This window comes from Pelistega sp. MC2, from assembly GCF_900099475.1.
Lineage (GTDB): Bacteria > Pseudomonadota > Gammaproteobacteria > Burkholderiales > Burkholderiaceae_B > Taylorella > Taylorella indica.
On record NZ_LT628276.1, the window covers coordinates 117,341 to 140,838 of the forward strand.

Annotated in this window: 19 protein-coding genes; 11 read left to right on the plus strand and 8 right to left on the minus strand. The window is 40.6% G+C overall.

The genetic code is table 11. The features are described from left to right. The first annotated feature begins 135 nt into the window (after nt 1-135). Nucleotides 136-642: a peptide deformylase gene (def, locus tag BQ4443_RS10945; RefSeq protein WP_023952598.1), complete on the plus strand. Its 507-nt coding sequence runs from the start codon at nt 136-138 to the stop codon at nt 640-642. A gap of 27 nt (nt 643-669) precedes the next feature. After that, on the plus strand, nt 670-1,311 hold the full coding sequence (locus BQ4443_RS10950) for a hypothetical protein (RefSeq protein WP_071059080.1): 642 nt from the start codon (nt 670-672) through the stop codon (nt 1,309-1,311). A gap of 243 nt (nt 1,312-1,554) precedes the next feature. Here the strand turns inward: BQ4443_RS10950 and BQ4443_RS10955 are convergent, their stop codons facing one another. The 7 genes from BQ4443_RS10955 to BQ4443_RS10985 all read right to left on the minus strand — a co-directional run bounded on the left by BQ4443_RS10955 (nt 1,555) and on the right by BQ4443_RS10985 (nt 9,998). Further along, on the minus strand, nt 1,555-2,835 hold the full coding sequence (locus BQ4443_RS10955; RefSeq protein WP_071059081.1) for a phenylacetate--CoA ligase family protein: 1,281 nt from the start codon (nt 2,833-2,835) through the stop codon (nt 1,555-1,557). Nucleotides 2,836-2,855: 20 nt separating this feature from the next. Next, nucleotides 2,856-3,683: an ABC transporter ATP-binding protein gene (locus BQ4443_RS10960; protein ID WP_023952604.1), complete on the minus strand. Its 828-nt coding sequence runs from the start codon at nt 3,681-3,683 to the stop codon at nt 2,856-2,858. A gap of 92 nt (nt 3,684-3,775) precedes the next feature. Continuing rightward, entirely contained in the window at nt 3,776-5,104 is a 1,329-nt protein-coding gene (locus BQ4443_RS10965; RefSeq protein ID WP_071059083.1) for an ABC transporter substrate-binding protein, read from the minus strand. A gap of 122 nt (nt 5,105-5,226) precedes the next feature. Then, nucleotides 5,227-6,291 (minus strand): branched-chain amino acid ABC transporter permease, encoded by a 1,065-nt coding sequence (locus BQ4443_RS10970; protein WP_023952609.1) that lies wholly within the window; start codon nt 6,289-6,291, stop codon nt 5,227-5,229. A 26-nt stretch (nt 6,292-6,317) separates the two neighbouring features. After that, the gene (locus BQ4443_RS10975) at nt 6,318-7,247 is read right to left on the minus strand and encodes a branched-chain amino acid ABC transporter permease (RefSeq protein WP_023952611.1); all 930 of its coding nucleotides are present in this window, start codon (nt 7,245-7,247) and stop codon (nt 6,318-6,320) included. Between the two features lie 8 nt (nt 7,248-7,255). Beyond that, on the minus strand, nt 7,256-8,050 hold the full coding sequence (locus BQ4443_RS10980; RefSeq protein WP_023952613.1) for an ABC transporter ATP-binding protein: 795 nt from the start codon (nt 8,048-8,050) through the stop codon (nt 7,256-7,258). A gap of 1 nt (nt 8,051) precedes the next feature. Beyond that, nucleotides 8,052-9,998, minus strand: coding sequence for an AMP-dependent synthetase/ligase (locus BQ4443_RS10985; RefSeq protein ID WP_071059086.1), 1,947 nt, complete (start codon nt 9,996-9,998; stop codon nt 8,052-8,054). A 155-nt stretch (nt 9,999-10,153) separates the two neighbouring features. Here BQ4443_RS10985 and BQ4443_RS10990 point away from each other — a divergent pair, with 155 nt between their 5' ends. Beyond that, a complete protein-coding gene (locus BQ4443_RS10990; protein ID WP_071059087.1) occupies nt 10,154-10,825 on the plus strand; it encodes a Crp/Fnr family transcriptional regulator in 672 nt (223 codons plus the stop codon). Here the strand turns inward: BQ4443_RS10990 and BQ4443_RS10995 are convergent. Next, nucleotides 10,822-11,514 carry a YggS family pyridoxal phosphate-dependent enzyme gene (locus BQ4443_RS10995; RefSeq protein WP_071059089.1) on the minus strand — a complete coding sequence of 231 codons (693 nt, stop codon included), beginning with the start codon at nt 11,512-11,514 and terminating at the stop codon, nt 10,822-10,824. The two genes, BQ4443_RS10990 and BQ4443_RS10995, sit on opposite strands and share 4 nt — an antisense overlap. A 135-nt stretch (nt 11,515-11,649) precedes the next feature. Here BQ4443_RS10995 and BQ4443_RS11000 point away from each other — a divergent pair, with 135 nt between their 5' ends. The 8 genes from BQ4443_RS11000 to BQ4443_RS12550 form a co-directional block, all read left to right on the plus strand. After that, the gene (locus tag BQ4443_RS11000) at nt 11,650-12,516 is read left to right on the plus strand and encodes an acyl-CoA thioesterase (protein WP_256331017.1); all 867 of its coding nucleotides are present in this window, start codon (nt 11,650-11,652) and stop codon (nt 12,514-12,516) included. Nucleotides 12,517-12,520: 4 nt separating this feature from the next. Next, complete coding sequence (locus BQ4443_RS11005; protein WP_071059093.1) at nt 12,521-13,834, plus strand: hemolysin family protein; 1,314 nt, start codon at nt 12,521-12,523, stop codon at nt 13,832-13,834. A gap of 44 nt (nt 13,835-13,878) precedes the next feature. Next, complete coding sequence (locus BQ4443_RS11010; protein ID WP_256331018.1) at nt 13,879-17,142, plus strand: helicase-related protein; 3,264 nt, start codon at nt 13,879-13,881, stop codon at nt 17,140-17,142. A gap of 4 nt (nt 17,143-17,146) precedes the next feature. Further along, nucleotides 17,147-17,830 (plus strand): DUF4391 domain-containing protein, encoded by a 684-nt coding sequence (locus BQ4443_RS11015; protein WP_071059095.1) that lies wholly within the window; start codon nt 17,147-17,149, stop codon nt 17,828-17,830. Between the two features lie 57 nt (nt 17,831-17,887). Next, entirely contained in the window at nt 17,888-19,411 is a 1,524-nt protein-coding gene (locus tag BQ4443_RS11020) for a site-specific DNA-methyltransferase (protein ID WP_143000609.1), read from the plus strand. Between the two features lie 38 nt (nt 19,412-19,449). Beyond that, entirely contained in the window at nt 19,450-19,815 is a 366-nt protein-coding gene (locus BQ4443_RS12355) for a hypothetical protein (protein WP_143000610.1), read from the plus strand. 123 nt (nt 19,816-19,938) lie between these two features. Then, complete coding sequence (locus tag BQ4443_RS11025; protein ID WP_071059097.1) at nt 19,939-21,930, plus strand: RNA-binding domain-containing protein; 1,992 nt, start codon at nt 19,939-19,941, stop codon at nt 21,928-21,930. A 9-nt stretch (nt 21,931-21,939) separates the two neighbouring features. Next, nucleotides 21,940-23,498, plus strand: a 1,559-nt coding sequence (locus tag BQ4443_RS12550; RefSeq protein ID WP_071059099.1) for a site-specific DNA-methyltransferase, incomplete at its 3' end; no start/stop codon positions are given.

Consider the following 23,498-nt stretch of genomic DNA (forward strand, 5'->3'; position numbering starts at 1 on the left):
TGAAATATTCTTTTTTGTATCCATATTAATTATTATAATTCGGATGCTTTGTCTAACTCTTTGTTTAGAATTAACTTAGCCATTCGTATTTCTACTATAATTTACCATTCATTATTGCTAAAAAATTTATACACTATGGCTTTACTTCCTATTCTGCACTATCCTGACCCTCGTTTACATACAGTAGCGAAACCTGTCGAAGACATTAATGACAGAATTCGTCAATTAGTTAAAGATATGGCTGAGACTATGTATGAGTCTTCGGGTGTAGGTCTAGCTGCCACACAAATTGATGTTCATGAACGAGTGGTGGTGATTGATGTTTCTGAAGAAGGTGATCACTTACGAGTACTAATCAACCCAGAAATTACATGGAAAAGTGATGAGATGGTTGTTTACGAAGAGGGTTGCTTATCTGTTCCTGGTATCTATGATAAGGTTAATCGTCATGCAGAGGTTAAGGTCAAAGCACTAGATGAAAATGGGCAAGCATACGAGTTTCATGCAGATGGCTTATTAGCTATTTGTGTTCAGCATGAATTAGACCATTTATTAGGAAAAGTATTTGTGGAGCGTTTATCTCCTCTAAAGCAGAGCCGTATTAAAACAAAGATCAAAAAACAAGCCAAAAAAGAAGACTAAACTCTCTATGATGGAATGGAGCGAAAAATGAAACTATCTATCACCAAATCCTTTATATCTCTTTTCGTCTTATTAGGGGTTCATCTTACTTCAGTACAAGCGGCTGAGCCGTCTGCGATTGATATTGCCTGCCAAAAAGAGCCAAGCCAGATTACCGATGCTGATTTTAAATCCTTGGTTAATTTTGGTGAAGCACTGATTGCTGAGCAACAAAAACTTACCCTACCTAAGGACTGTAAAACGACAGTCAAATCGCAGGGAAAAGACAGCTTTAATCCTTATGTCGCTGCCCTAGAAACAGCCGCAAAACAAAAAGATCTCGATATATTTGGTGCAATACTCAGTGACTTTAACTCGAGCAATGTCTCTATGGAAGAGACAGCAAAGGCACACTCAGAGTTATTAAAATATATCAAAGTCGCTTGTGGTCAGCAGTTTGCTTGTGTCACTCAAATCACTAAAAAAATCCCTACATTGGATATTCACAAAAGCCCTATCTTCTGCTCACTCTCTCGTGTTGCTGACTATACCGTACAAGACTTTTATAAGAAAACAACGCCTACACCTAAATATCCTGTGGCATGTTTAGGTCACAGCATACTAACAGAAAATATGGGGTTATCGCCTATGCAAGACTGGTATGAGGCGTATAAATTATTAGGGCAATAAAGTATAAGACTAAGTGATTTAGTATCAAACAATATTGTTTAAACATAACTCACTAAAGATAACTCGCTAAAAGCAACATACTCAAGACAAAGGGCAACTCTTATATCGCAGTTGCCCCTTATTTTTGAGATAAAGAATAGTCGCTCTGAACATTTAAAATTTGAGCATCTAAAATTTTAGAATTCTAAGATTTTATTTTTTATTTTCAATATAAAATAAATCGCCCAAACGTATCACTCTGAATTACTCATAAGAACGTGCATCCTCAATAACCAAACCATCATTTTTAATCTCACCAGCTGTCTTATAAACAACGTCAGTTCGTAGTTTAATAAACTCCTTAATAGACTCTTGGATTGCTTGGGTTAATTGCTCTGAAGGTTGACCCATTGTTTCAACAAATAAAGCAAGCTCATCTTTGCCCATGGCTCCCGTCACAACTAGTCTCGCACGCTTAATTTCCATGTGACGCTTGACGACTTTATCTACTAAGTCTGGATGCACCATCGCACCTCTCACCTTAACAGATTGGTCTGCTCGCCCCATCCATCCTTTGATACGTCGATTGGTACGTCCACAAGGTGATTGACCTGCCATCATAACGGATAAGTCCCCTGTACCAAACCTTAATAAAGGATAATCAGGATTTAAGGTCGTCACAACTACCTCACCTACTTCACCGTCTGGCACTGGATCATTGGTTCCCGGCTTAACGATTTCTAAAATAATGTCTTCGGCAATCACCAAACCATCATGTGCTTGTGTTTCATAAGCAATTAAGCCCAAATCAGCTGTACCATAAGCCTGATAACCATCCACTCCTTTTTCTTTAAACCATTGTTGCAATGATAGAGGAAATGCCTCAGCAGAAAAAAGAGCATGTTTAATAGAAGAAACATCGGCACCTATTTCTTCTGCTTTTTCAATAATAATACGCAAGAAGCTTGGCGTTCCAGCATAGGCATTTGGTTTTAAATCCTGAATCACACTCACCTGCATTTCAGTCTGACCGACACCAGCAGGAAATACCGTCGCACCTACGGCTAAGGCTGCCGTTTCAAACATTGATCCAGCAGGGGTAAAATGATAGGAAAAGCAGTTATGGACTAACATATGTTGACGAAAACCAGCGGCATACATGGCTCGAGCCATTCGCCAATAATCCGTTCTAGCCACTTCAGGCTCAAACAATGGTCCCGGAGAGGCAAATACACGAGAAGCTTGTCCCCATCCTACCGCTGAGAAGCCACCAAACACGCGTTCAATTTCATCGCCGGGCTTTGCATCCGTCATTTTTTGGCGCGCCTGAGTTTGTGCATTGAGTAGCTCATATTTACGCACCACCGGAATTTGGGCTAAATCTTCGCGTGAAGTTAATGTGGAAATATCAATATCATTAATTTGTCGCTGTAAAGCAGGAACTTTATCTCTTAATTGGCGTAAATTATCACGCAGATTGCTAAAAAGATGTAGCTCTCTTTCTTCTACCGATTGTGTCTCTTGGCTATCATAATAGTCTTTCATGCGTAAGCTCCTCTATTCTATTACGCCAACCAACGCTTACGACGGCGATAAAATTTAGTATCTTTAAAGCTCTTACGGTCACCACTATCAAGACCTAGATAGAATTCTTTTACGTCTTCATTATTGGCTAAATCTTCCGCTGTACCGTCCATCATGACACGACCACTTTCCAAAATATACCCATAATCGGCATACCGTAACGCAATATTAGTGTTTTGTTCAGCCAGTAGGAAACTTACGTTTTCTCTCGCATTTAAATCACGAACAATTTCAAAAATTTCTTCTACGATTTGTGGTGCCAAGCCCATTGATGGTTCATCCAATAGAATCATATTTGGATTTGCCATTAAAGCACGCCCAATGGCTGCCATTTGCTGCTCACCACCAGATGTGTAACCTGCTTGACTAGTTCTTCGTTGTTTTAATCGAGGAAAATATTGATACACCTTATCTAAAGAAGCAGCTATTTCCCCCTTACTTACATTGCGTGTATAGGCTCCCGTTAATAAGTTTTCTTCGATGCTTAAGTGGCCAAAACAATGGCGTCCTTCCATCACCTGAATAACACCACGTTTAACTAGATCAGCTGGTGTCATCTCTTCAATACGTTCACCACGGTACATAATATTACCCTTGGTAACTTGACCACGCTCACTGCGTAAAAGGTTTGAAATCGCTCTTAGGGTTGTTGTTTTACCAGCACCGTTAGCACCCAACAATGCCACGATTTTACCTTCAGGAACGACCAATGACACACCACGTAACACTAAGATCACATGGTTGTAAATCACTTCGATACCATTTACATCAAGTAATGGTTTTGGGGCTTCTTGCGTTATGTTTCCCATACTTTTTCCCAACGATAATCACTAAGTTTGTTAGGGCTACATCGACTGCTTTATCACTGTGATATAGCCCCGTTCTACTAATTAACTGTCAATTATGAATCTTCTTTAGAACAATCACGAACCTCGATTTTCTTCGCAGCTGCGTATTTCTCTGCTTCAGATTTCACAAGTGGATCCACAAATGTTTTATCTGCTTGATACCAGTTATCAGATGTAGCGACAAACTTAGCACCGTCCCATTGCATGATACGTGCCCAGTCATCACCCATATGGTTTTCACATGTTGTTTTTACAGGGCGAAGCATATTTTCAAAGCCAAGTTCTTTTAGGCGATCTTCGGTAATATTTAAATTCTCGAAGCCCCAACGCACTTGCTCAGATGTCATATGTTTACCTTTGCCGAATTTTTCTTGCGCAGCACGAATTGCCTCTACTTGAAGCATAGAAATCACCATACCACGGTTATAGGCAATAGTTCCTACTGTTGATGATGCCGCTTGCCCTTTATCAAATAGGTAAGTTTTTAAATCATCAAACACTTTTCCTTTGGCTTCACCTGTATTATGAATAGTAATGATGTTATAGCCCTTAGCAACTGCTGCTAAATCTTTCACATCATTCTCAGAACCTGCCCACCAGATACCATACATTTTTTCACGAGGATAGCCTGTAGATTGCGCTTCACGAATCGCTGTTGGCGTCATAATACCTGCAGACCACAATAGAAGATAATCAGGGCGTTTTTGACGTACATTTAACCAAGTTGATTTTTGCTCTACACCAGGCGCCGTCACTGGATATAGGATTAATTCAAAGCCGTTTGCTTCTGCACGTGCTTTTAATAGAGGAATTGGTTCTTTACCATAGGGAGAATCGTGATAAACCAGAGCAATTTTCTTACCTTTTAATTTATCAATACCACCTTCACGCTTGGCAATATCTTGAATCATCACATCAGCCGCTGTCCAGTAGGTTCCTAATAATGGGAAGTTCCATTTGAATACAGTACCATTTGATGATTGAGATAGACCATAACCCGGTGTTTCAATAGATACTTTATCCACTGGTGCCTTATCTGATACGGCAAACGTAATACCTGTTGATTGTGAATCAAATCCCGATGCACCACCATTCGCATTTTTTAAACGCTCATAGCACTCTACGCCACGGTCTGTTGCATAGCCTGTTTCACATTCTTCAAAACTTAATTTAACACCGTTTACACCACCCTCACGAGCATTTACTAGACGTAAGTAATCAATCTTACCATCTGCCCACGCAATCCCTAATGGAGCGAATGATCCAGTCCGATAGGTCATTAATGGAATGAACTGATCTTGTTCTTGTGCATATACAGCTGTTGTTCCACATAGAGAACCTAAAGCGATAGCACCCGCTAGTATTTTAGTTGCGAATTTCATAGTTTGTCTCCTCCGAAATAAATTCGGTATTTAATTAACTTTTTACTACTTAATTAACTGTTTACTACTATTTAAGAATGACCGTTATCATCGGCCTTTTTTAATTAATGTTGACATACGGTTTAATGAGGGAATGGCCATATGCGTAGTTTTTCTCTGGCAATACTCCATAATTTAGCCAGACCATGTGGTTCCACAATCAAGAAAAATACGATTAGCGCACCAAATACCATATGCTGAATATGATCAATCGTATCTACGGCTAAAGGAATACCTAACATATCAGGGATACGTGTCAGTAAAATCGGGACTAGTACGATAAACGCTGCACCAAAGAAACTGCCTGCGATAGAACCCAAGCCACCAATAATCACCATAAATAACAATTGGAAAGAACGATTTAAATCAAATGCTAATGGCTCCCAAGAACCTAGGTGAATATATCCCCATAAAGCCCCTGCCACACCCACAACAAAAGAGCTCACCGCAAATGCGGTCAATTTGGCATACATTGGACGAATACCAATTACTGAGGCTGCCACATCCATATCACGAATAGCCATCCACTCACGACCAATAGCACCACGTACCAAATTTTTTACAAGCAAGCCAAATACAATCACAATCATCAGCACAAAAAGATATTTTTGTACTGGCGTTTGTACTGGTAATCCGAAAAAATCTAAGGCTGGTACAGACACACTACCCGAGGTTGAATGATTGGTGAAAAAAGGTATCCGCAAAAATGCCCAATCAACGAAGAATTGTGCCGCTAAGGTTGCTACAGCTAAATATAACCCTCGGATACGTAAACTTGGAATACCAAAAATCACCCCAACCAGCATGGCAAAAAAGCCACCCAATAAGATTTGAACAATTAAGGGTAATTCTGGAATGCGTACACCAAAGTTCCATGCGGCATACGCCCCCACCGCCATAAATGCACCTGTCCCTAATGAAATCTGACCACAATAACCGACTAAGACATTAAGTCCCAATGCCGCTAATGACAGAATCAAAAATGGAATTAGAATACCGCTCAAGAAATAATTACTCACGGTAAAAGGTACAACTAGCACAGCTACGGCAATCAATAACAAGATAAAAATACGATCTTGTAAGATAGGAAAAATTTGTTGGTCGCTACGATAACTCGTTTTAAATTGACCATTTTCACGATAAAACATACTGTATTCCTTTTAATCTGAGTGCATTAAACACGGTCAATAATTTTTTCACCAAACAAACCTTGTGGTCTGAATAATAAAAACACAAGTGCTAGTACATAGGCGAACCAGATTTCAATACCACCACCAAAGTATTCACCTAAATACGCCTCAGAGAGTTTTTCTCCAACACCAATGATTAGCCCACCAATAATAGCGCCTGGCACTGACGTTAAGCCGCCGAGAATAACAACTGGTAGCGCACGTAAAGCAGCTGTTGATAAGGTAAACTGAACGCCGAACTTTGATCCCCAGATAATCCCTGCAACAAGAGCCACAACACCAGCCACTGCCCATACAATGATCCAAATGCGATTTAAAGGGATACCAATAGATTGTGCTGCCTGATGATCATCAGCCACCGCTCTTAACGCACGACCTGTTGTGGTATATTGGAAAAACAATGCCAATATCACTACCAAAATAGCGGAAATCGCTGCTGCTGTTAAATCTTCTAGGTTAATGAGTACACCGCCCTCAAAGATACTTTCAAAAATAAAGGCAGGATCCTTAGGCATACCTACATCAATAGAATAAACTGAGCTACCGAAAAGCGTTTGACCAGCACCATCTAAGAAATAGCTAATACCTAATGTCGCCATTAATAGCGTTGTTGCTTCTTGATTAACGAGATGACGCAATACAAAACGCTCAATCAAGATAGCGACGATTGTCATTAACACAGCTGAAATGATAAATGCCAAGACATTTGCCAATAGCATACTTTCAAAACCAAACCATTGTGGTAGCCATGTTGCAAATCGTGCCATAGACAAAGCGGCGACTAATACCATTGCCCCTTGTGCAAAGTTAAAGACACCAGATGCCTTAAAAATTAATACAAAGCCCAAGCCTACGAGTGCATATAGCATTCCACTCATGAGACCACCAAATAACGTTTCTAAAAAATATCCCATGATTGACCTCAGTGCTCAACGCCTAAATAAGCTCGAATTACATCTTCATTAGTACGGACTTCTGCTGGTGTACCGTCACCAATCTTCTTACCATAGTCTAGTACCACGACTCGATCTGAAATATCCATCACCACACCCATATCATGCTCAATGAGGACAATGGTTGTGCCAAATTCATCATTCACATCTAAGATAAAGCGACTCATATCTTGCTTTTCTTCGATATTCATCCCTGCCATTGGCTCATCAAGCAATAATAAACGTGGCTCCATTGCTAAGGCACGACCTAAGTCAACCCTTTTTTGTAAGCCATATGGTAGACGACCAACTGGTGTCTTGCGATAAGCCTGAATTTCTAAGAAATCAATGATATTTTCTACATATTCACGGTGTTGAATTTCTTCTTTTTCAGCACCAAAAATTCGGAATGCCTGAGATAACAAACCACTCTTCATCCGTAGATTGCGACCACTCATAATATTGTCCAATACACTCATGCCCTTAAATAAAGCCAAGTTTTGGAATGTCCGTGCAATCCCCATTTCAGCTGCACGGCGTGGACTCATCTTGTCAAAGTTTTTGTTATCAAAAACGATGGAGCCTTCTTGTGGCGTATAGACCCCATTAATAACGTTCAACATAGAGCTTTTACCAGCACCATTAGGACCGATAATCGAACGTATTTCATGCTCTTTTACATTGAAAGAAATATTTGTTAGTGCTTTCACACCACCAAACGATAATGAAATACTTTGCATGTCTAAAATAACATCGCCAATTTTTTTCTCATTTACTTGGTGCATATTAGGCCGCCTTTGCTGTATTTACGACTTTAGCTGGTGCAATTTTTAAATCTGCACTAATCTTACCTTTACGCCCATCTTCATACTTAACTTCTGTTTCAATATACTGAGATGGTTTGCCCTCAAACAAGGCATCAATTAATACCTTGTATTTCTCTGCGATAAAGTTACGACGTACTTTGCGAGTACGTGTTAATTCATCGTCATCTGGGTCTAACTCTTTATGTAAAATTAAGAAACGATGAATCTGTAACCCTTGTAATTGCTCATCTTGCGCCACATCCACATTAACCTGATCAATACAGTCACCAATTAATTGATAAACCTCTGGTTTAGACGCTAAGTCTGTATAACCTGCATAGGCTAAACCACGGCGCTCTGCCCAGTTGGCAACCGCCTCTAAATCAATATTAATAAATGCGGTCACAAATTCTTTATTCGCCCCAAACGCTACTGCTTCCTTGATATAAGGGAAGAATTTCAATTTATTCTCAACATATTTCGGTGCAAACAAACGCCCATCTACTAAACGACCCACATCTTTGGCACGATCAATAATTTTTAAGTCACCATGATGATCGATAAAACCCGCATCGCCTGTATGGTACCAGCCGTCTTCTGTAAACGACTCTGCTGTTGATTCTGGATTACGATAATATTCTTTAAATAAACCAGGGCTCTTAACCTGCACTTCCCCATTATCAGCAATACGGATTTCTACACCCTCCACTGGGGCACCAACAGAGTCAGGATACACATGACCATCTTTTTGAACACATACAAATACTGATGTTTCGGTAGATCCATATAACTGCTTTAAATTGATACCAATTGAACGATAGAACGTGAATAAATCCGGTCCAATCGCTTCACCAGCGGTATAAGCAACTCGAACACGACTCATCCCCAACGCATTACGCAAAGGGGCATACATCACAAAATCACCGATCATATATTTAATACGGTCAAGTAAGCCAACAGGCTCTTTATCCAAAATCTTAGTACCCACACGTTTGGCTAAATTCATAGATTTCTTAAACAGCCATTGTTTAAACTTGCCTGCATCTTCCATGCGAATAGTTACTTGCGTTAGTAACTCTTCCAAGACACGTGGTGGTGAGAAATAATAAGTAGGACCAATATCGTGCATATCAATCGATACTGTACTTGGTGACTCTGGGTGGTTAACTGTAAATCCTGTCGTCAAGGCTTGTGCATAAGAGAACATATTTTGACCAATCCAAGCTGGCGGTAAATACGCTAACACTTCTTCTTTATTCGTTAGCTTCTCCATACGCTCAATCACTTGAGCACGATCAATTAAGGCGGCATGCGTTAATACCACCCCTTTGGGCTTGCCTGTTGTCCCCGACGTATAGAACATGGCTGCCGCATCTTCGGGTTGAACAGCTGTCAATGCGTCCATAAAAGCATCTGGATAATTCTTTGCGTATCGTTCGCCTCTCTCTAAGACCTTATCATAAGAAAGAATCATTCCCTCTTGGTAATTACGCAATCCTCTTGGATCATCATAAATTACACATTCCAATGTAGGAACATCAACACGCACCTCAAGCATCTTATCAACTTGTTCTTGGTTTTCTACTACAACAATTCGTAAATCAGCATCTTTTAGAACATGAACCATCTCTTGTGCAATAGCATCCTGATACATAGGTACCGGAATAGCCCCCACAGATTGCGCCGCCATCATCGCCATATACAATCTAGGTCTATTCTCACCAACAATACCAATATGCTCACCTTTTTGAACACCCAAATCCAAAAATGTGTTTGCAACCAATTTGACTTGTTCCGCTACATCAGCCCAAGTAAATGTTTGCCATATGCCCAAATCCTTTTCTCGCATTGCCGCTTGCGTTGGTCTTTCCTTCGCATGTTTTAGCAACAAAGACGGGAATGTCTCCTTCACCATAGCATGAGCCATGACTTGTCTCCTTTTGAATGGATTTTGTCGTTTTATACAATTGACTGTTCGTTTTTTGCCAATATACTGTTTTCTCTAATTGCAAAACTAACCGATAACAGGTACGCTAATTGTCACGAGCATGACATTTAGCATTTTTTTGAGGGTTATTCCTAATGAGTGTTTTCACTGAGTACGATACAAAGTGGTTCAACTTACTTTCACCAGAGCATCAACAACGGGTGACTCAGGACGTCATTGTAACGACGGTTCACCCCGGTGCCATGATTGAGCAAAAAGGAAGTAAGGCTCAATATTGGATTGGGGTCTTAGAAGGTCTTATCAAAGTATCGGTAGGTAATGCTGATGGGCGTATCACCTCATTAACAGGCGTACCTCCGGGAGGATGGTTTGGCGAAGGAAGCCTACTAAAAAAAGAAAGACTGCGCTACGATATATTTGCCTTACATGAATCAAAAATTGCTAAGCTACCGCTATTCACGTTTGAATGGTTGCTTGATAACAGCATTCCATTTAATCGATTCATGCTTAATCAATTAAATGAGCGAGTTAGTCAATTTATTGGGCGTACCGAAAATGACCGTTTATTGGATGCTGACGGTCGGGTCGGAAGCTGCTTAATTGAACTATTTAACCCTAAACTCTATCCCAATGCCTCAGCACGCCTAACGATCACTCAAGAAGAAATTGGCTATTTGGCTAGGGTCTCAAGGCAACGAACCAATATAGCACTACGCAAACTAGAATCGCTAGGGCTTATTCAAGTGGGTTATGGGTATATCCAAATTCTTAATCTAGACAAGCTGATTGAACGCTACAAAAATTAGTGTGACGAATAGTCTCTTTGTCCAAAAATCGCACTACCAATACGAATCTCCGTAGCACCTTCTGCAATGGCTAACTCATAATCACCACTCATACCCATAGATAACGTAGGCAGTGCTAACCCAGTCGCTTGACGCATTTGTTCAGCTAAATCGGCTACTTGTTTAAAACATTGACGCACAATATCTTGTTGATCGGTATTTTCGGCGACTGTCATAAACCCTTTAATGTTTAATGTATCAAAGGGTTTAAGTGATTTAAGAAAACCAGGGACATCATCAATAGCCATGCCTGTTTTACTCTCCTCATGGCTTGTCTTTACCTGAATCAATGCATCTATAGCACGTCCCTCTTGTTGTAATCGCTTATCTAGTGCAATGGCCAAATCTAGTCTATCCAACGATTGAATTTCACTCGCATACTTAGCCACCTCTTTTGCTTTATTTGTTTGCAAATAACCGATAATGACCCAGTCAATCCCATAGTCAGCTAGCTCAATTGCCTTTTGCTTCATTTCCTGTGCTTTATTTTCACCAAACCGTGTATAGCCTAACTGCACAGCTTCTCGGATAACGGACGCAGGGAATGTTTTGCTAACAGGTAATAAACTGACCGTACTAGGATCACGATTCACTTTTTCACACGCTAATTTTATTTTTTCGTGCATCAAGGTAAAGTTTTCTGCCAACATTTGCCATTCCTTTGTAAGTTTTCTCTTATTATTCTAATATAAAGCATTAATTCATCGTCTTAGTTACGAAAAAACATTAAAATCAACTCATTGTTATTATTTTTTTGTCAACACATGTCACAAGCATTCGATAAAATGATTAAGCAGCTCTCTTTAGAGCCTGTTAGTGAAGATATTTTTTTAGGTGAAAGTACCGACCTCCTAGGTACCGGTCGTATTTTTGGTGGTCAAGTACTAGGTCAAGCATTGATGGCTGCCTCGTTAACTGTTGATCCTCAACGCGAAGTTCACTCATTACATGCCTATTTTATCCGTCCCGGAGATGTCAACCTACCGATTCGTTTTGAAGTAGAGCGCGTGAGAGACGGTGGTTCATTTACAAATCGTCGTGTCGTTGCTTATCAAAATGATAAACATATTTTCACGATGGCAACGAGCTTCCAAACACCTGAAGTAGGTTTTGAGCACTACGATCCTATGCCAGAAGTCAAAAGTCAGGATAACTTCTTAAATGAAAGCCAACTGATACAACAAATTGCACATACCTTACCAAAATCCATTACTAAACGTCATTTGATTGATGGCAATCCTATCGAAATTCGACCTGCCCATCCAGAACGTTTTGTCACTGGTGGCAGCTATCCTGCGCATACCTATTATTGGTTTAAAGCCAATGGTTCAATAGACAGCGAAAATGCGCTGCTGCATAAAGCAACGTTAGCCTACCTCACCGATTTTTATCTAATTTTTGCAAGTCTATTCCCTCACAATCAGGGCTGCTTTGATCCAGCCATGCAGATGGCAAGTCTTGACCATGCCCTATGGTTTCATCGTCCAATTAATATCAATGAATGGAATCTATATGTTATCGATTCACCTAATGCTAGTGGTGGACGAGGACTATGCTTTGGTCGTATTTATAACCAGAAAGGTGAACTCCTTGCTACCTCTGCTCAAGAAGGCTTAATTCGTAATACCTCACGTTTTGGTTCGGATAAATAACATCATGATTGATCTGTTTATTATTCTTTGCTTAATTTTTATTAACGGCTTATTCGCTATGTCGGAAATCGCTGTCGTGTCGTCTAAACGTATGCGTTTACAAAAATTAGCCGAAGAAGGCAGTAAAGCCGCAGCGGCGGCATTAAAACTTGCCGATGAACCCAGCCGATTCTTATCGACCGTACAAATTGGTATTACCCTAATCGGTATTTTTAACGGTGCGTTTGGTGAAGCCTCTCTAGTATCACGCTTAGCCCCTGCGATTGAACATATTTTTGGACAATACGCTTACCAAGTTTCTCTCGCTGTTGTCGTTATTGGCATTACATTTGCCTCGCTTATTTTTGGTGAGCTCGTTCCTAAACGACTTGCTATGCACTACCCTGAGCGTGTTGCCATGTTAATTTCCTTACCCATGACATGGCTGTCTCGTATTGTCTCACCTTTTGTTTGGGTATTATCCGTCAGTACAGACTTTGTATTACGCCTACTCGGTATGTCAGGACAAAAAGGAGACCAACTCACCGAAGAGGATATTAGCGGTATTCTTAGTGAGGGCGCAACAGCAGGTTTATTTGAGAAAACCGAACACGAAATTGTGGCACGAGCATTGAGCTTAGATGATAAACACATTGCCACCATCATGACCCCTCGCAATGAAGTGCATTATATCGATATCAATGCACCTCTAGAAGAAACCCTCGCTATTATCGCCGATAGCCCCTATTCTCGTTTTCCAGTGGTAGAAAATGAATTAGATAACATCATCGGGATTGTAGACGCAGGGAGCTTATTTGAACAACAAATCCGTGGCGAACAAACCGATATCCGTGCAGTGATGAAACCCGTCCGCTTTGTGCCAGAAACCATCAGTGCCATGGACTTATTAGAAACCTTGCAGCAAAATCGTTCTGAAATCGCAGTAGTGATTAATGAGTACGGTGAAGTCGAAGGAGTGGTAACCCTAAGAGATATTCTTAAAGTCTTGGTCGGCAATAGTATCCCCATCAATGAGGATCAGCACTCTGACGCTATCCAACGCAAAGATGGCTCATGGCTAATTGACGGCACCATGACGCTAGACCGCTTCCGTGAAGTCATGGATAGCAAAGTATTCTTCCCCGATGAAGACTTAGAGCACTACCATACCCTCGCTGGCTTTGTGATGCACCAACTCGGCCATATCCCTCGCGAAGCAGAAAGCTTTATATGGAAAGAGTTTTATTTTGAAGTCGTGGATATGGATAAGCATCGTATCGATAGACTGTTGGTGAAAGTGAATGAGGTTGTAGAGGAAAAAGAAGAGGCAGATGAGTGAAAACTCTTTAAAATAAGTCAATAAAGGATTAAGAGATTAACACTATGATAAAGCTCATTGATAATATCAATACCACATTAGCCGATGACCTGAAACAATCATTAGATGCTAATTCTAGACTAAAAATTGCTGCCTCGTACTTTTCGATTTATGCTTACGAGGCACTTAAAAAAGAGCTAGAAAATATTGATGAGATCCAATTTCTTTTTACCTCACCCACCTTTACCACAGAGACAGCCACTCAACATAAACTCAAAGAAAACCGTGAGTTTATTATTCCAAAACAAAAGCGTGAAAAAGGTATTTACGGCACTGAATTTGAGATTCATCTCAAAAACAAGCTTACCCAAAAGGCCATCGCAAGAGAATGTGCTGACTGGATAAAACGCAAAGTTCGTATTAAATCAAATATTACTCAAGACTGGCTGCCAGAGTTTATTGTTGAGCAAAACACCACAGACTCTCTCTATACAGGGATACAAGGCTTTACCCCTATAGGCTTAGGACAAGAAAGAGGAAATACTCTCGCTAATTTTGTACAGAAAATTCAAGAGCCAACCATCGCTCAATCATATATTAGTAAGTTCAACCAGATTTGGACAGACCCAGAAACCATCAGAGATGTCACCGAAGAAGTTATTCGCCATATCGAGTCTGTTTATCAAGAGAACGCTCCTCAACGCATTTACTTTTTAATGCTCTACAATATTTTCAAAGACTTCTTAGAAAATATTAATGAGGACGTCCTACCCAATGATTTAACAGGTTATCAAAACACGCTCATCTGGAAAAAACTCTTTAATTTCCAAAAAGACGCTGCCACTGGCATTATTAATAAGCTAGAAAACTTTAATGGCTGTATCCTTGCTGATAGCGTTGGTTTAGGTAAAACATTCACCGCTCTTGCCGTCATTAAATACTACGAGTTACGCAATAAAAGCGTCCTTGTTTTATGTCCGAAAAAACTCAGCAGTAACTGGACCACTTACAAGGGTAATCGTATTACAAACATCTTTGAAAAAGACCGCTTCCGATACGATGTACTCTATCATACGGACTTATCACGCACCTCAGGTCATACACTAGATATGAACCTCTCAGAAATCAACTGGGGGAATTATGATTTAGTCGTCATTGATGAGTCACATAATTTCCGTAATCGTGACTATTTCAAAGATAGAGAAACACGTTATGAACGCCTCATGAATCAAGTCATTCGTGCAGGCGTAAAGACAAAAGTACTCATGCTATCAGCAACACCGGTTAATAACAAGTTTACAGATTTAAAAAATCAATTAGCACTTGCTTATGAAGGGGATCCTGACCAGTTAGCACAGAAGCTAGATGTTAGCAGTGATATCGAAACGATTTTCCGACGTGCTCAAGCTGCTTTTAACACTTGGAGTACACTCCCTCCTGAAAGACGTACGCCAAAAGCGATTTTAGGTACTTTAGACTTTGACTTTTTTAAACTACTGGATAGCGTGACAATTGCACGCTCTCGCAAGCATATTCAAACTTTCTATGACACTCGTGACATAGGTCAATTCCCGACTCGATTAGCACCTATCTCCATTCAATCTCCTCTATCACATGAGGAAGATACGATTTCGATGTCAACCATTGCGAGCCATCTCACTGACTTAAAGATGGCTGTCTACGCACCGATGAACTACATCCTGCCTAGCTGCATGAAGAAATACGCAGATCAGTTTGACACTTTGGTGGGACACTCACGTTTTAAACAAGTAGATCGCGAGAAAAGCCTACAAGCACTGATGCGTATCAACCTACTCAAGCGCCTAGAGAGTTCAGTACACTCTTTCCGCCTAACCTTACAAGGAATTGCCACTAATATCGCGAACGTATTAGAAAGCATCCAAAACTTTGAAGATAATCGACAAATTACGGACTTAAAACTTTCAACTGAGCTAGGTTTTGAAGAGGAAACTGAAGAAAGTAATGATTTTATGATTGGAGGGACCTTAAAAATTCATCTCGCCGATATGGATATCATTACCTGGAAAGATGTACTTTCTCAAGATTTAAAGACTATTACTAGTCTCATTAATGCTATTGCACCTATTAATCCTGATAAAGATACGAAGTTGCAAAACCTCAAGCAACATATCATCAACAAACGTCAAAACCCTATTAACCCAGGTAATGGCAAGGTAATTATTTTTACCGCGTTTGCTGATACCGCAAACTATCTCTATGAACATCTTTCTGACTTTATGTTAGAAAACTATCAGGTTCATAGTGCATTGATTACAGGCAGCACCAATCCAAAGAGCACCATCAAATCTCGCAAAAATAGTCGAGAACATTATGATATGCAGGGATTGCTCACTCTCTTCTCACCATTATCAAAACAAAAGGCCGATATCTTCCCTACGGAAGATAGAGAATTGGATTTACTCATTGCCACAGACTGTATTTCCGAAGGCCAGAACTTACAAGATTGCGATTATCTAATTAATTACGATATCCACTGGAACCCTGTCCGTATCATCCAACGTTTTGGGCGTGTCGATCGTATCGGCTCAAAAAATGAAGTCATTCAACTCGTCAACTATTGGCCAGATATTACACTAGATGAATATATCAAACTGCGTGAGCGTGTAGAGGGACGTATGGTCATCGTCGATGTTGCCGCCACAGGTGATGATAACGTCCTCAGTTCTAAAGCAAATGACATCGCCTACCGACATGAACAACTCAAGCGTCTACAACATGAAGTGCTTGATTTAGAAGATACGAATACTGGCGTCAGTATTACCGATTTAGGTCTTAACGACTTCCGTATGGACTTGCTAAGTTACCTCGAACAATACCCTAACATTAAGACGTTACCAAGTGGTCTACATACTGTTATACCAGCCAATCCTAGTGTAGGACTTGTACCCGGCGTTATTTTCTTATTACGTGTCCGAGATATTAAATTAGCACCTACTACGCAAAATCCACTCTATCCCTACTATCTGGTGTATATCAGCGAACAAGGTGAAGTTGTACATACACACCAACAAGCCAAAAACTTACTCGACCTCGCACGTCAAGGCTGCCACCATGCTAGCCAGCCAATTCCTGAGGCTTACACCCCTTTTAACAAGCGCACCAAAGACGGTAGCCATATGCAACAATATTCTGAGTATCTCGATATTGCGATTAATGCTATCCAGGAAAGTAAAGCAGAGAGCGATATTGCTAGTCTCTTTAATGGCACCCAGACAACAGCTCTTGAAGGCAATGTGAGTGGTTTAAATGATTTTGAGCTAATCAACTTCATCGTCATCGAGGGTTAAACGGATGAAACTGTACCACTATCCTGAAAAAGCCAAAGTTGCCAAACCGATTCCCAAGAATGCCTTTTATCAGCATGGTGGTGCTAGCCGTCGTATTGAACAATTATTTATTCAAGAAATTGAAAGTATCACCTGGACATATAAACTAGCCGCTTCCACTTTGCCAATGAATGAGACGGATACGGTAAAAGAAGTTCAAATCTTTCATATCCAGAGTCGAGTACCTAATCTTAGTGAAGACATCCTACATTTTATTGATAAAAGCATCCCTAGCCCTATTATCTTTGAAGTATATTACCAAGATACTCTGACTCTCAGCGCTGCCTATAAACGCCCTAACAAAAACAATGCCACAGAGACAGTGCTTCATGCTTATCACCATAAAAAAGTTGACAGCACGCAAACTCGCCTCCCCTTACCTAGCTTTTTGACAATTCAAGGCCTATACGAACACTTAATCGAGCAAATTCTGCCTATTAAAACGCCTGAACCCGGAAGTCGCCTCCAAGAACAGAACACGCAATCTATCGAAGAAAAGTTACGGCTTGCAAAAGAGTCTCAACTATTGGAAGAACAACTCATCAAACTCAAACGCCAACTCGCCAAAGAGCGACAATTTAACCACAAAGTAGAACTGAATTTACGTATTCAAGAAATCGAGCTGAAACTATCTAGTATTCGAGATTAAAATCAAAGAGTTTTTTATGTTCTATTTCTATTTTAATGCTATCCTAGGGAGAGGCAGATGGCAGAAAAACTCAATTTGCACAGTCGAAATCTCGTCGAACACAATATTGACGTGATAGCTCGACATTTTCCAAACTGTATCACCGAATCACTGAATGAAGCTGGGGAGCTTGTACAAGCCGTAGACTTTGACCTATTACGTCAAGAGCTATCCAAAACATTAGTTGAAGGCCCTCAGGAGCGTTATCGCTTAGACTGGCCGGGTAAAAAAGAAGCCATCCTAGCGGCTAACTCCCCTATCGCCAAAACACTCCGCCCTTGTCACGAAGAAAGTGTGAATTTCGATACTACTGAGAATCTCTTTATCGAAGGTGATAACCTAGAAGCACTCAAGCTCTTACAAGAAAGTTACCTCGGCAAGGTCAAGATGATTTATATCGACCCTCCATACAATACAGGAAATGACTTTGTCTATAACGATACAATCAAAACAGATAAAAATACATTCAATACTCAAACTGGTATTGGAAAATATGAAGGCGAAATTCTAAAACAATTCGTTATGAATTTCGAGAGAAACCTAGAAAGCAATGGGCGCTTCCACTCAGATTGGCTAAGCATGATGTATAGTCGTCTAAAACTGGCTCGTAACTTACTCAGTGATGATGGGGTAATTTTTATCTCAATTGATGATAATGAACAAGATAATTTGAAAAAAATCTGCGATGAGGTTTTTGGAGAGGAAAATTTTATTGCTCAAATTTGTTGGAGAAGAACCGACAATCAACCCAATATTGGCAATATTGCTCGCGTCAAAGAATATTTAATCACATTTGCGAAACTTAAGGAAAAACTAGTACTGGGTAAATTACCTTTATCTGAAAAAGCAAAAAAAGAATACCGATATACAGACTCAATTGGTTTTTTCCGTCGTGGAATACTACTCGATAAAACTCGTGGTAGGCATCATTACGAAATTATCACCAAAACAGGCAAAGTACTCACTGGCCCTTGGATGATTAGAAAAGAAGAGCTGATGGCATTAGATGAGCAAAATCTAATCTACTGGACTGTATCAGGTGATGAACAACCTTATAAAAAAATATACTTAAATGATAGTAAAGGACAGATTGCCAATGATTTTTGGGGAATTGAAGTTGGTACAAATCAGCGCGCTAGTTTAGAAGTAGAAAATCTATTTGATAAAAGAATTTTTAGCTTTCCTAAACCCATTTCTTTTGTTCATCAGCTCTTACACCTCAGCACAAATAAAGATAGCTTAGTTCTCGACTTCTTCGCAGGAAGTGGTACGACAGCACACGCCGTCATGCAGCTTAATGCCGAAGATGGTGGGAATCGTAAGTTTATTATGGTGCAGTTGCCAGAATTAACAGATGAAAAATCAGAAGCCTATAAAGCAGGCTATAAGACGATTGCGGAAATCTCTAAGGAGCGTATTCGCCGCGCCGGGGCGCAAATAGTCGCACAGCACAGCACAGCACAGCACAGCACAGCACAGCACAGCACAGCACAGCACAGCACAGCACAGCACAGCACAATTATACCACTAATCCTGCATTAGACATCGGTTTTAGAGTCCTCAAAATCGACTCCTCCAATATGAAGGATATCTACTACCGTCCTGACCAAACCGAGCAACTCAACCTCCTAGATAAAGCTAACCACATCAAAGAAGATCGTACTCCCGAAGACTTGCTCTTCCAAGTCATGCTCTCGTGGGGACTACCGCTCTCTCTTCCGATTGAACAGCAAACTATCGACAATCAAACTGTCTTCTTTGTCGCCGGTAATAGTTTAGCTGCCTGCTTTGATACTCTCACCCCCACACTGATTGATGCGATTGCTCAACGCAGACCCTTACGCTTTGTTTCTAGTGAACAAGCCATTCACAAGGATGAGGATAAAACTAACTTCAAAGAACGGTTTAAACAACTCTCGCCTGAGACAGAAGTGAAGTTTATTTAATCGCTTTTTAACCGAAGATGCTAGAAGTTCTACTAAGCCTCTAGCATTTTCACTTTTTAAAAATAGCTTTTTGTTAGAATGACCAGTTAATATCCCCTTTTCTACGCTGGAATATTTACTGTCATGCCTAACCGTATCAAACAACTACTCCATGCTGTCAGCGAGATGGACTTAGAGAGTCTCCGTGAGAGTATCGATATTGAGTGCAAACTTGCCCAAGGAATTGATGGTAAAGGCAGTCTCCCACGCAGTTTATGGGACACATATAGCTCATTTGCCAATACTAGCGGTGGCATTATTGTGCTAGGCGTAAAAGAACTACTTGATGGCTCTTTTGAGATACACGGCGTAGAAAATCCAGAAAACCTAAAACAAGACTTCTTTAACACTGTAAACAACCCTCAAAAAGTCAGCGTCAACCTCGTCTCAGATAGCGACCTAGTAGAAAAACAGATTGACGGTAAAACAGTACTTTTTATCGCTATTCAGCGAGCAAGTCGAGAAGAACAACCTGTTTACTTGCATGATAATCCCAACCATGCCTTTATCCGACAACACGAGGGAGATTACAGAATACAGAAGCACCATCTAAGTCGGATGTTTGCGGATAAAGCGCTGGATTGTTTTGATGATGATGTCCTGCCCTACCGTAATTTAAGCCATTTAGATTTAGAGACTCTTCGCCGTTATCGTCACTTATTTACTGTCTTTAATCCTTCTCATATTACCCATCACGCCACAGATGAGGATTTTCTCAAACATATTGGTGGCATTCGTTTTGATAAGGAAACTGGCAAAACAGGCCTGACAAAAGCCGCTTTACTCATGTTTGGACAAGCTCGTTTTATTAATGAAGAGTTTCCGTACTATTTTTTAGACTACCGTGAAGTCGATGAACAACGAAATGAACGATGGATTGATCGTATTGTGCCAGACTTAAGCTGGAGCGGTAATCTTTTTGACTTCTACGCAAGAGTGGTCGCTAAGCTGACAGCTGACCTAAAAGTACCCTTTACCTTAAAAGACAATTTCCGTGTCGAGGACTCTCCTGTGCATGAAGCGTTACGAGAGGCTTTGGCTAATACACTTGTTCATGCGGATTATAGCGACCGCTCTGCCGTCTTAATTATTAAATCTCCCAGTAGATTTGTATTCCGTAACCCAGGGCGTATGCGCACGCCAATTGACCTAGCCTATAAAGGCAATCATGCCGATTGTCGTAATCGTACACTACAACAAATGTTCCGTTTTATCCGTATTGGTGAGCAGGCTGGCTCTGGTATCCCTAAGATTCTAACGTGTTGGAAATCCCAAAACTGGCAGGCACCCATCATTAAAGAATTCAATATACCCACTTTCCATACCGAGCTGACACTCAATATGGTGGACTTCCTCTCACAGCAGGTAACTGATGCATTAACAACTGCACTCGGCACAGACTTCCAAAATCTGTCTCCAGACGAAAGAAGAATTATCACACTATGTAGCATTAGCAATGGCATTGACCATGCCTCACTACTCAATAGTTTAGATTGTCACCCTGCTGACTTATCTAAGATATTGCATAAGCTCACCAAACAAAACTTCCTCCACAGTACGGGTGGAAGATATGCCGCTTACACCCTATCAAACCATATCCATAAAAAATTAATGTCCAGCTATCGTTCTTTGATAGGACATAACGACCCCTTGATAGGGCATAACGACTCTTTGATAGGGCATAGCGCCCCCTTGATAGGGCATAACGACTCTTTGATAGGGCATAACGACTCTTTGATAGGGCATAACGCACTATTGATGAGATATAAAAATCTTACTATCGTCGAAGATTTAAGCAGCATCTCCAAAGAAAAACTCGACAACTTCGCCGAAATTGCTTCTAAATCACAAGAAAAGGCTCGCTTAACCGTCTCTGACATGCATAGCACTATCCTTGAATTATGTAAAGAGGATTTTCTAACACTGAACGTACTTGCTCAGCTATTAAATCGGAACGCCGATACGCTGCGCAAGCACCACCTAACTGTCTTAGTTGAAAAAGGTCAACTAGAGCTCGCCTACCCCGACCATCTTCGACATAAGAAACAAGCCTATAAAACCAAACCTACTCAATAGGAAACCACAATGAAAGACCTAGATATGCACACATCAAATCTGGTGGCACATCATATCGATCAGATTGCGGCTATCCTACCAAACTGCATTACAGAGTCTCATAATGCACAAGGTAAGCTCATCCGTTCTATTGATTTTGATATCCTGAAACAAGAACTTTCTGACGTATTAGTAGAAGGCTCACAAGAGCGTTATCGCTTAGACTGGCCGGGTAAAAAAGAAGCCATCCTAGCCGCTAATTCCCCTATCGCCAAAACACTCCGCCCTTGTCACGAAGAAAGTGTGAATTTCGATACCACAGAAAACCTTTTTATCGAAGGTGATAACTTAGAAGCCCTCAAACTCTTGCAAGAAAGCTACCTCGGCAAAGTCAAAATGATATACATAGACCCACCCTACAATACGGGGAATGACTTTGTCTATAACGATGATTTTTCGGAAAGTGTCGAAGACTACATGGAAAAATCCCAATCCATTAATGCTGAAGGTCAACGCTTAACTCTCAATACAGAAAGCAATGGACGTTTTCACTCAGATTGGCTAAGCATGATGTATAGTCGTCTAAAACTGGCTCGTAACTTACTCAGTGATGATGGGGTAATTTTTATCTCAATTGATGATAATGAACAAGATAATTTGAAAAAAATCTGCGATGAGGTTTTTGGTGAGGAGAATTTTCTTTCTTCGTTTGTTTGGAAAACTCGACAAGCTAGTGGTAAACAAATTGCAGCATCCAATATATCCACAGAGCATGAATATGCTATTGTATACTCAAAAAATGCGTTGACTGGCTCTGCCTTTAAAGGAGCAGAAAGAGATCGTAGCGCTTACAGTAACCCAGACAATGACTCCCGTGGCATTTGGGCAAAACACCCTCTTGATGTAGGTTCAACAAAAACAGAAAGACCAAATTGTTTCTATACTCTGATAGACCCTAACACTGGAATTTCTTATGAGGCAAATCCCAATAGGGTATGGGCATACGCACCTGACAGCATGCGAAAATTAATAGCGGAAGGAAAGATTATATTTCACCCCGAGGGAAAAACCAGACCTTATCTCAAAAAATTCTTTAGTGAGCTGAAATCAGAGAATAAACCTATCAGCTCTTGGCTTCAAAAAGAAGTGTTTAACATTGGGTATAACACCGAAGGCACAAAAATTACCAATTCTATTTTTGATAACCAAAAAGTTTTTGATTATCCTAAACCAGTGTCATTACTTAAACTTTTTATTGAACAAGCATCTGATAGTGACTCCATCATCCTCGACTTCTTCGCAGGCAGTGGTACGACAGCCCATGCCGTCATGCAGCTCAATGCCGAAGATGGCGGGAATCGGAAGTTTATTATGGTGCAATTGCCAGAATTGACAGATGAAAAATCAGAAGCCTATAAAGCAGGCTATAAGACGATTGCGGAAATCTCTAAGGAGCGTATTCGTCGTGCGGGCGCACAAATAGCAGCACAGCACAGCACAGCACAGCACAGCACAGCACAGCACAGCACAGCACAGCACAGCACAGCACAGCACAGCACAGCACAGCACAGCACAGCACAGCACCCGCC

Coding starts and splice junctions, on each gene's coding strand:
- BQ4443_RS10970 (WP_023952609.1), bottom strand. CDS start 6,291: ATGTTTTATCGTGAAAATGGTCAATTTAAAACGAGTTATCGTAGCGAC.
- BQ4443_RS11015 (WP_071059095.1), top strand. CDS start 17,147: ATGAAACTGTACCACTATCCTGAAAAAGCCAAAGTTGCCAAACCGATT.
- BQ4443_RS12355 (WP_143000610.1), top strand. CDS start 19,450: ATGAAGGATATCTACTACCGTCCTGACCAAACCGAGCAACTCAACCTC.
- BQ4443_RS10955 (WP_071059081.1), bottom strand. CDS start 2,835: ATGAAAGACTATTATGATAGCCAAGAGACACAATCGGTAGAAGAAAGA.
- BQ4443_RS11005 (WP_071059093.1), top strand. CDS start 12,521: ATGATTGATCTGTTTATTATTCTTTGCTTAATTTTTATTAACGGCTTA.
- BQ4443_RS11020 (WP_143000609.1), top strand. CDS start 17,888: ATGGCAGAAAAACTCAATTTGCACAGTCGAAATCTCGTCGAACACAAT.
- BQ4443_RS11000 (WP_256331017.1), top strand. CDS start 11,650: ATGATTAAGCAGCTCTCTTTAGAGCCTGTTAGTGAAGATATTTTTTTA.
- BQ4443_RS10985 (WP_071059086.1), bottom strand. CDS start 9,998: ATGGCTCATGCTATGGTGAAGGAGACATTCCCGTCTTTGTTGCTAAAA.
- def (WP_023952598.1), top strand. CDS start 136: ATGGCTTTACTTCCTATTCTGCACTATCCTGACCCTCGTTTACATACA.
- BQ4443_RS10975 (WP_023952611.1), bottom strand. CDS start 7,247: ATGGGATATTTTTTAGAAACGTTATTTGGTGGTCTCATGAGTGGAATG.
- BQ4443_RS10990 (WP_071059087.1), top strand. CDS start 10,154: ATGAGTGTTTTCACTGAGTACGATACAAAGTGGTTCAACTTACTTTCA.
- BQ4443_RS10995 (WP_071059089.1), bottom strand. CDS start 11,514: ATGTTGGCAGAAAACTTTACCTTGATGCACGAAAAAATAAAATTAGCG.
- BQ4443_RS11010 (WP_256331018.1), top strand. CDS start 13,879: ATGATAAAGCTCATTGATAATATCAATACCACATTAGCCGATGACCTG.
- BQ4443_RS10950 (WP_071059080.1), top strand. CDS start 670: ATGAAACTATCTATCACCAAATCCTTTATATCTCTTTTCGTCTTATTA.
- BQ4443_RS10960 (WP_023952604.1), bottom strand. CDS start 3,683: ATGGGAAACATAACGCAAGAAGCCCCAAAACCATTACTTGATGTAAAT.
- BQ4443_RS10965 (WP_071059083.1), bottom strand. CDS start 5,104: ATGAAATTCGCAACTAAAATACTAGCGGGTGCTATCGCTTTAGGTTCT.
- BQ4443_RS10980 (WP_023952613.1), bottom strand. CDS start 8,050: ATGCACCAAGTAAATGAGAAAAAAATTGGCGATGTTATTTTAGACATG.
- BQ4443_RS11025 (WP_071059097.1), top strand. CDS start 19,939: ATGCCTAACCGTATCAAACAACTACTCCATGCTGTCAGCGAGATGGAC.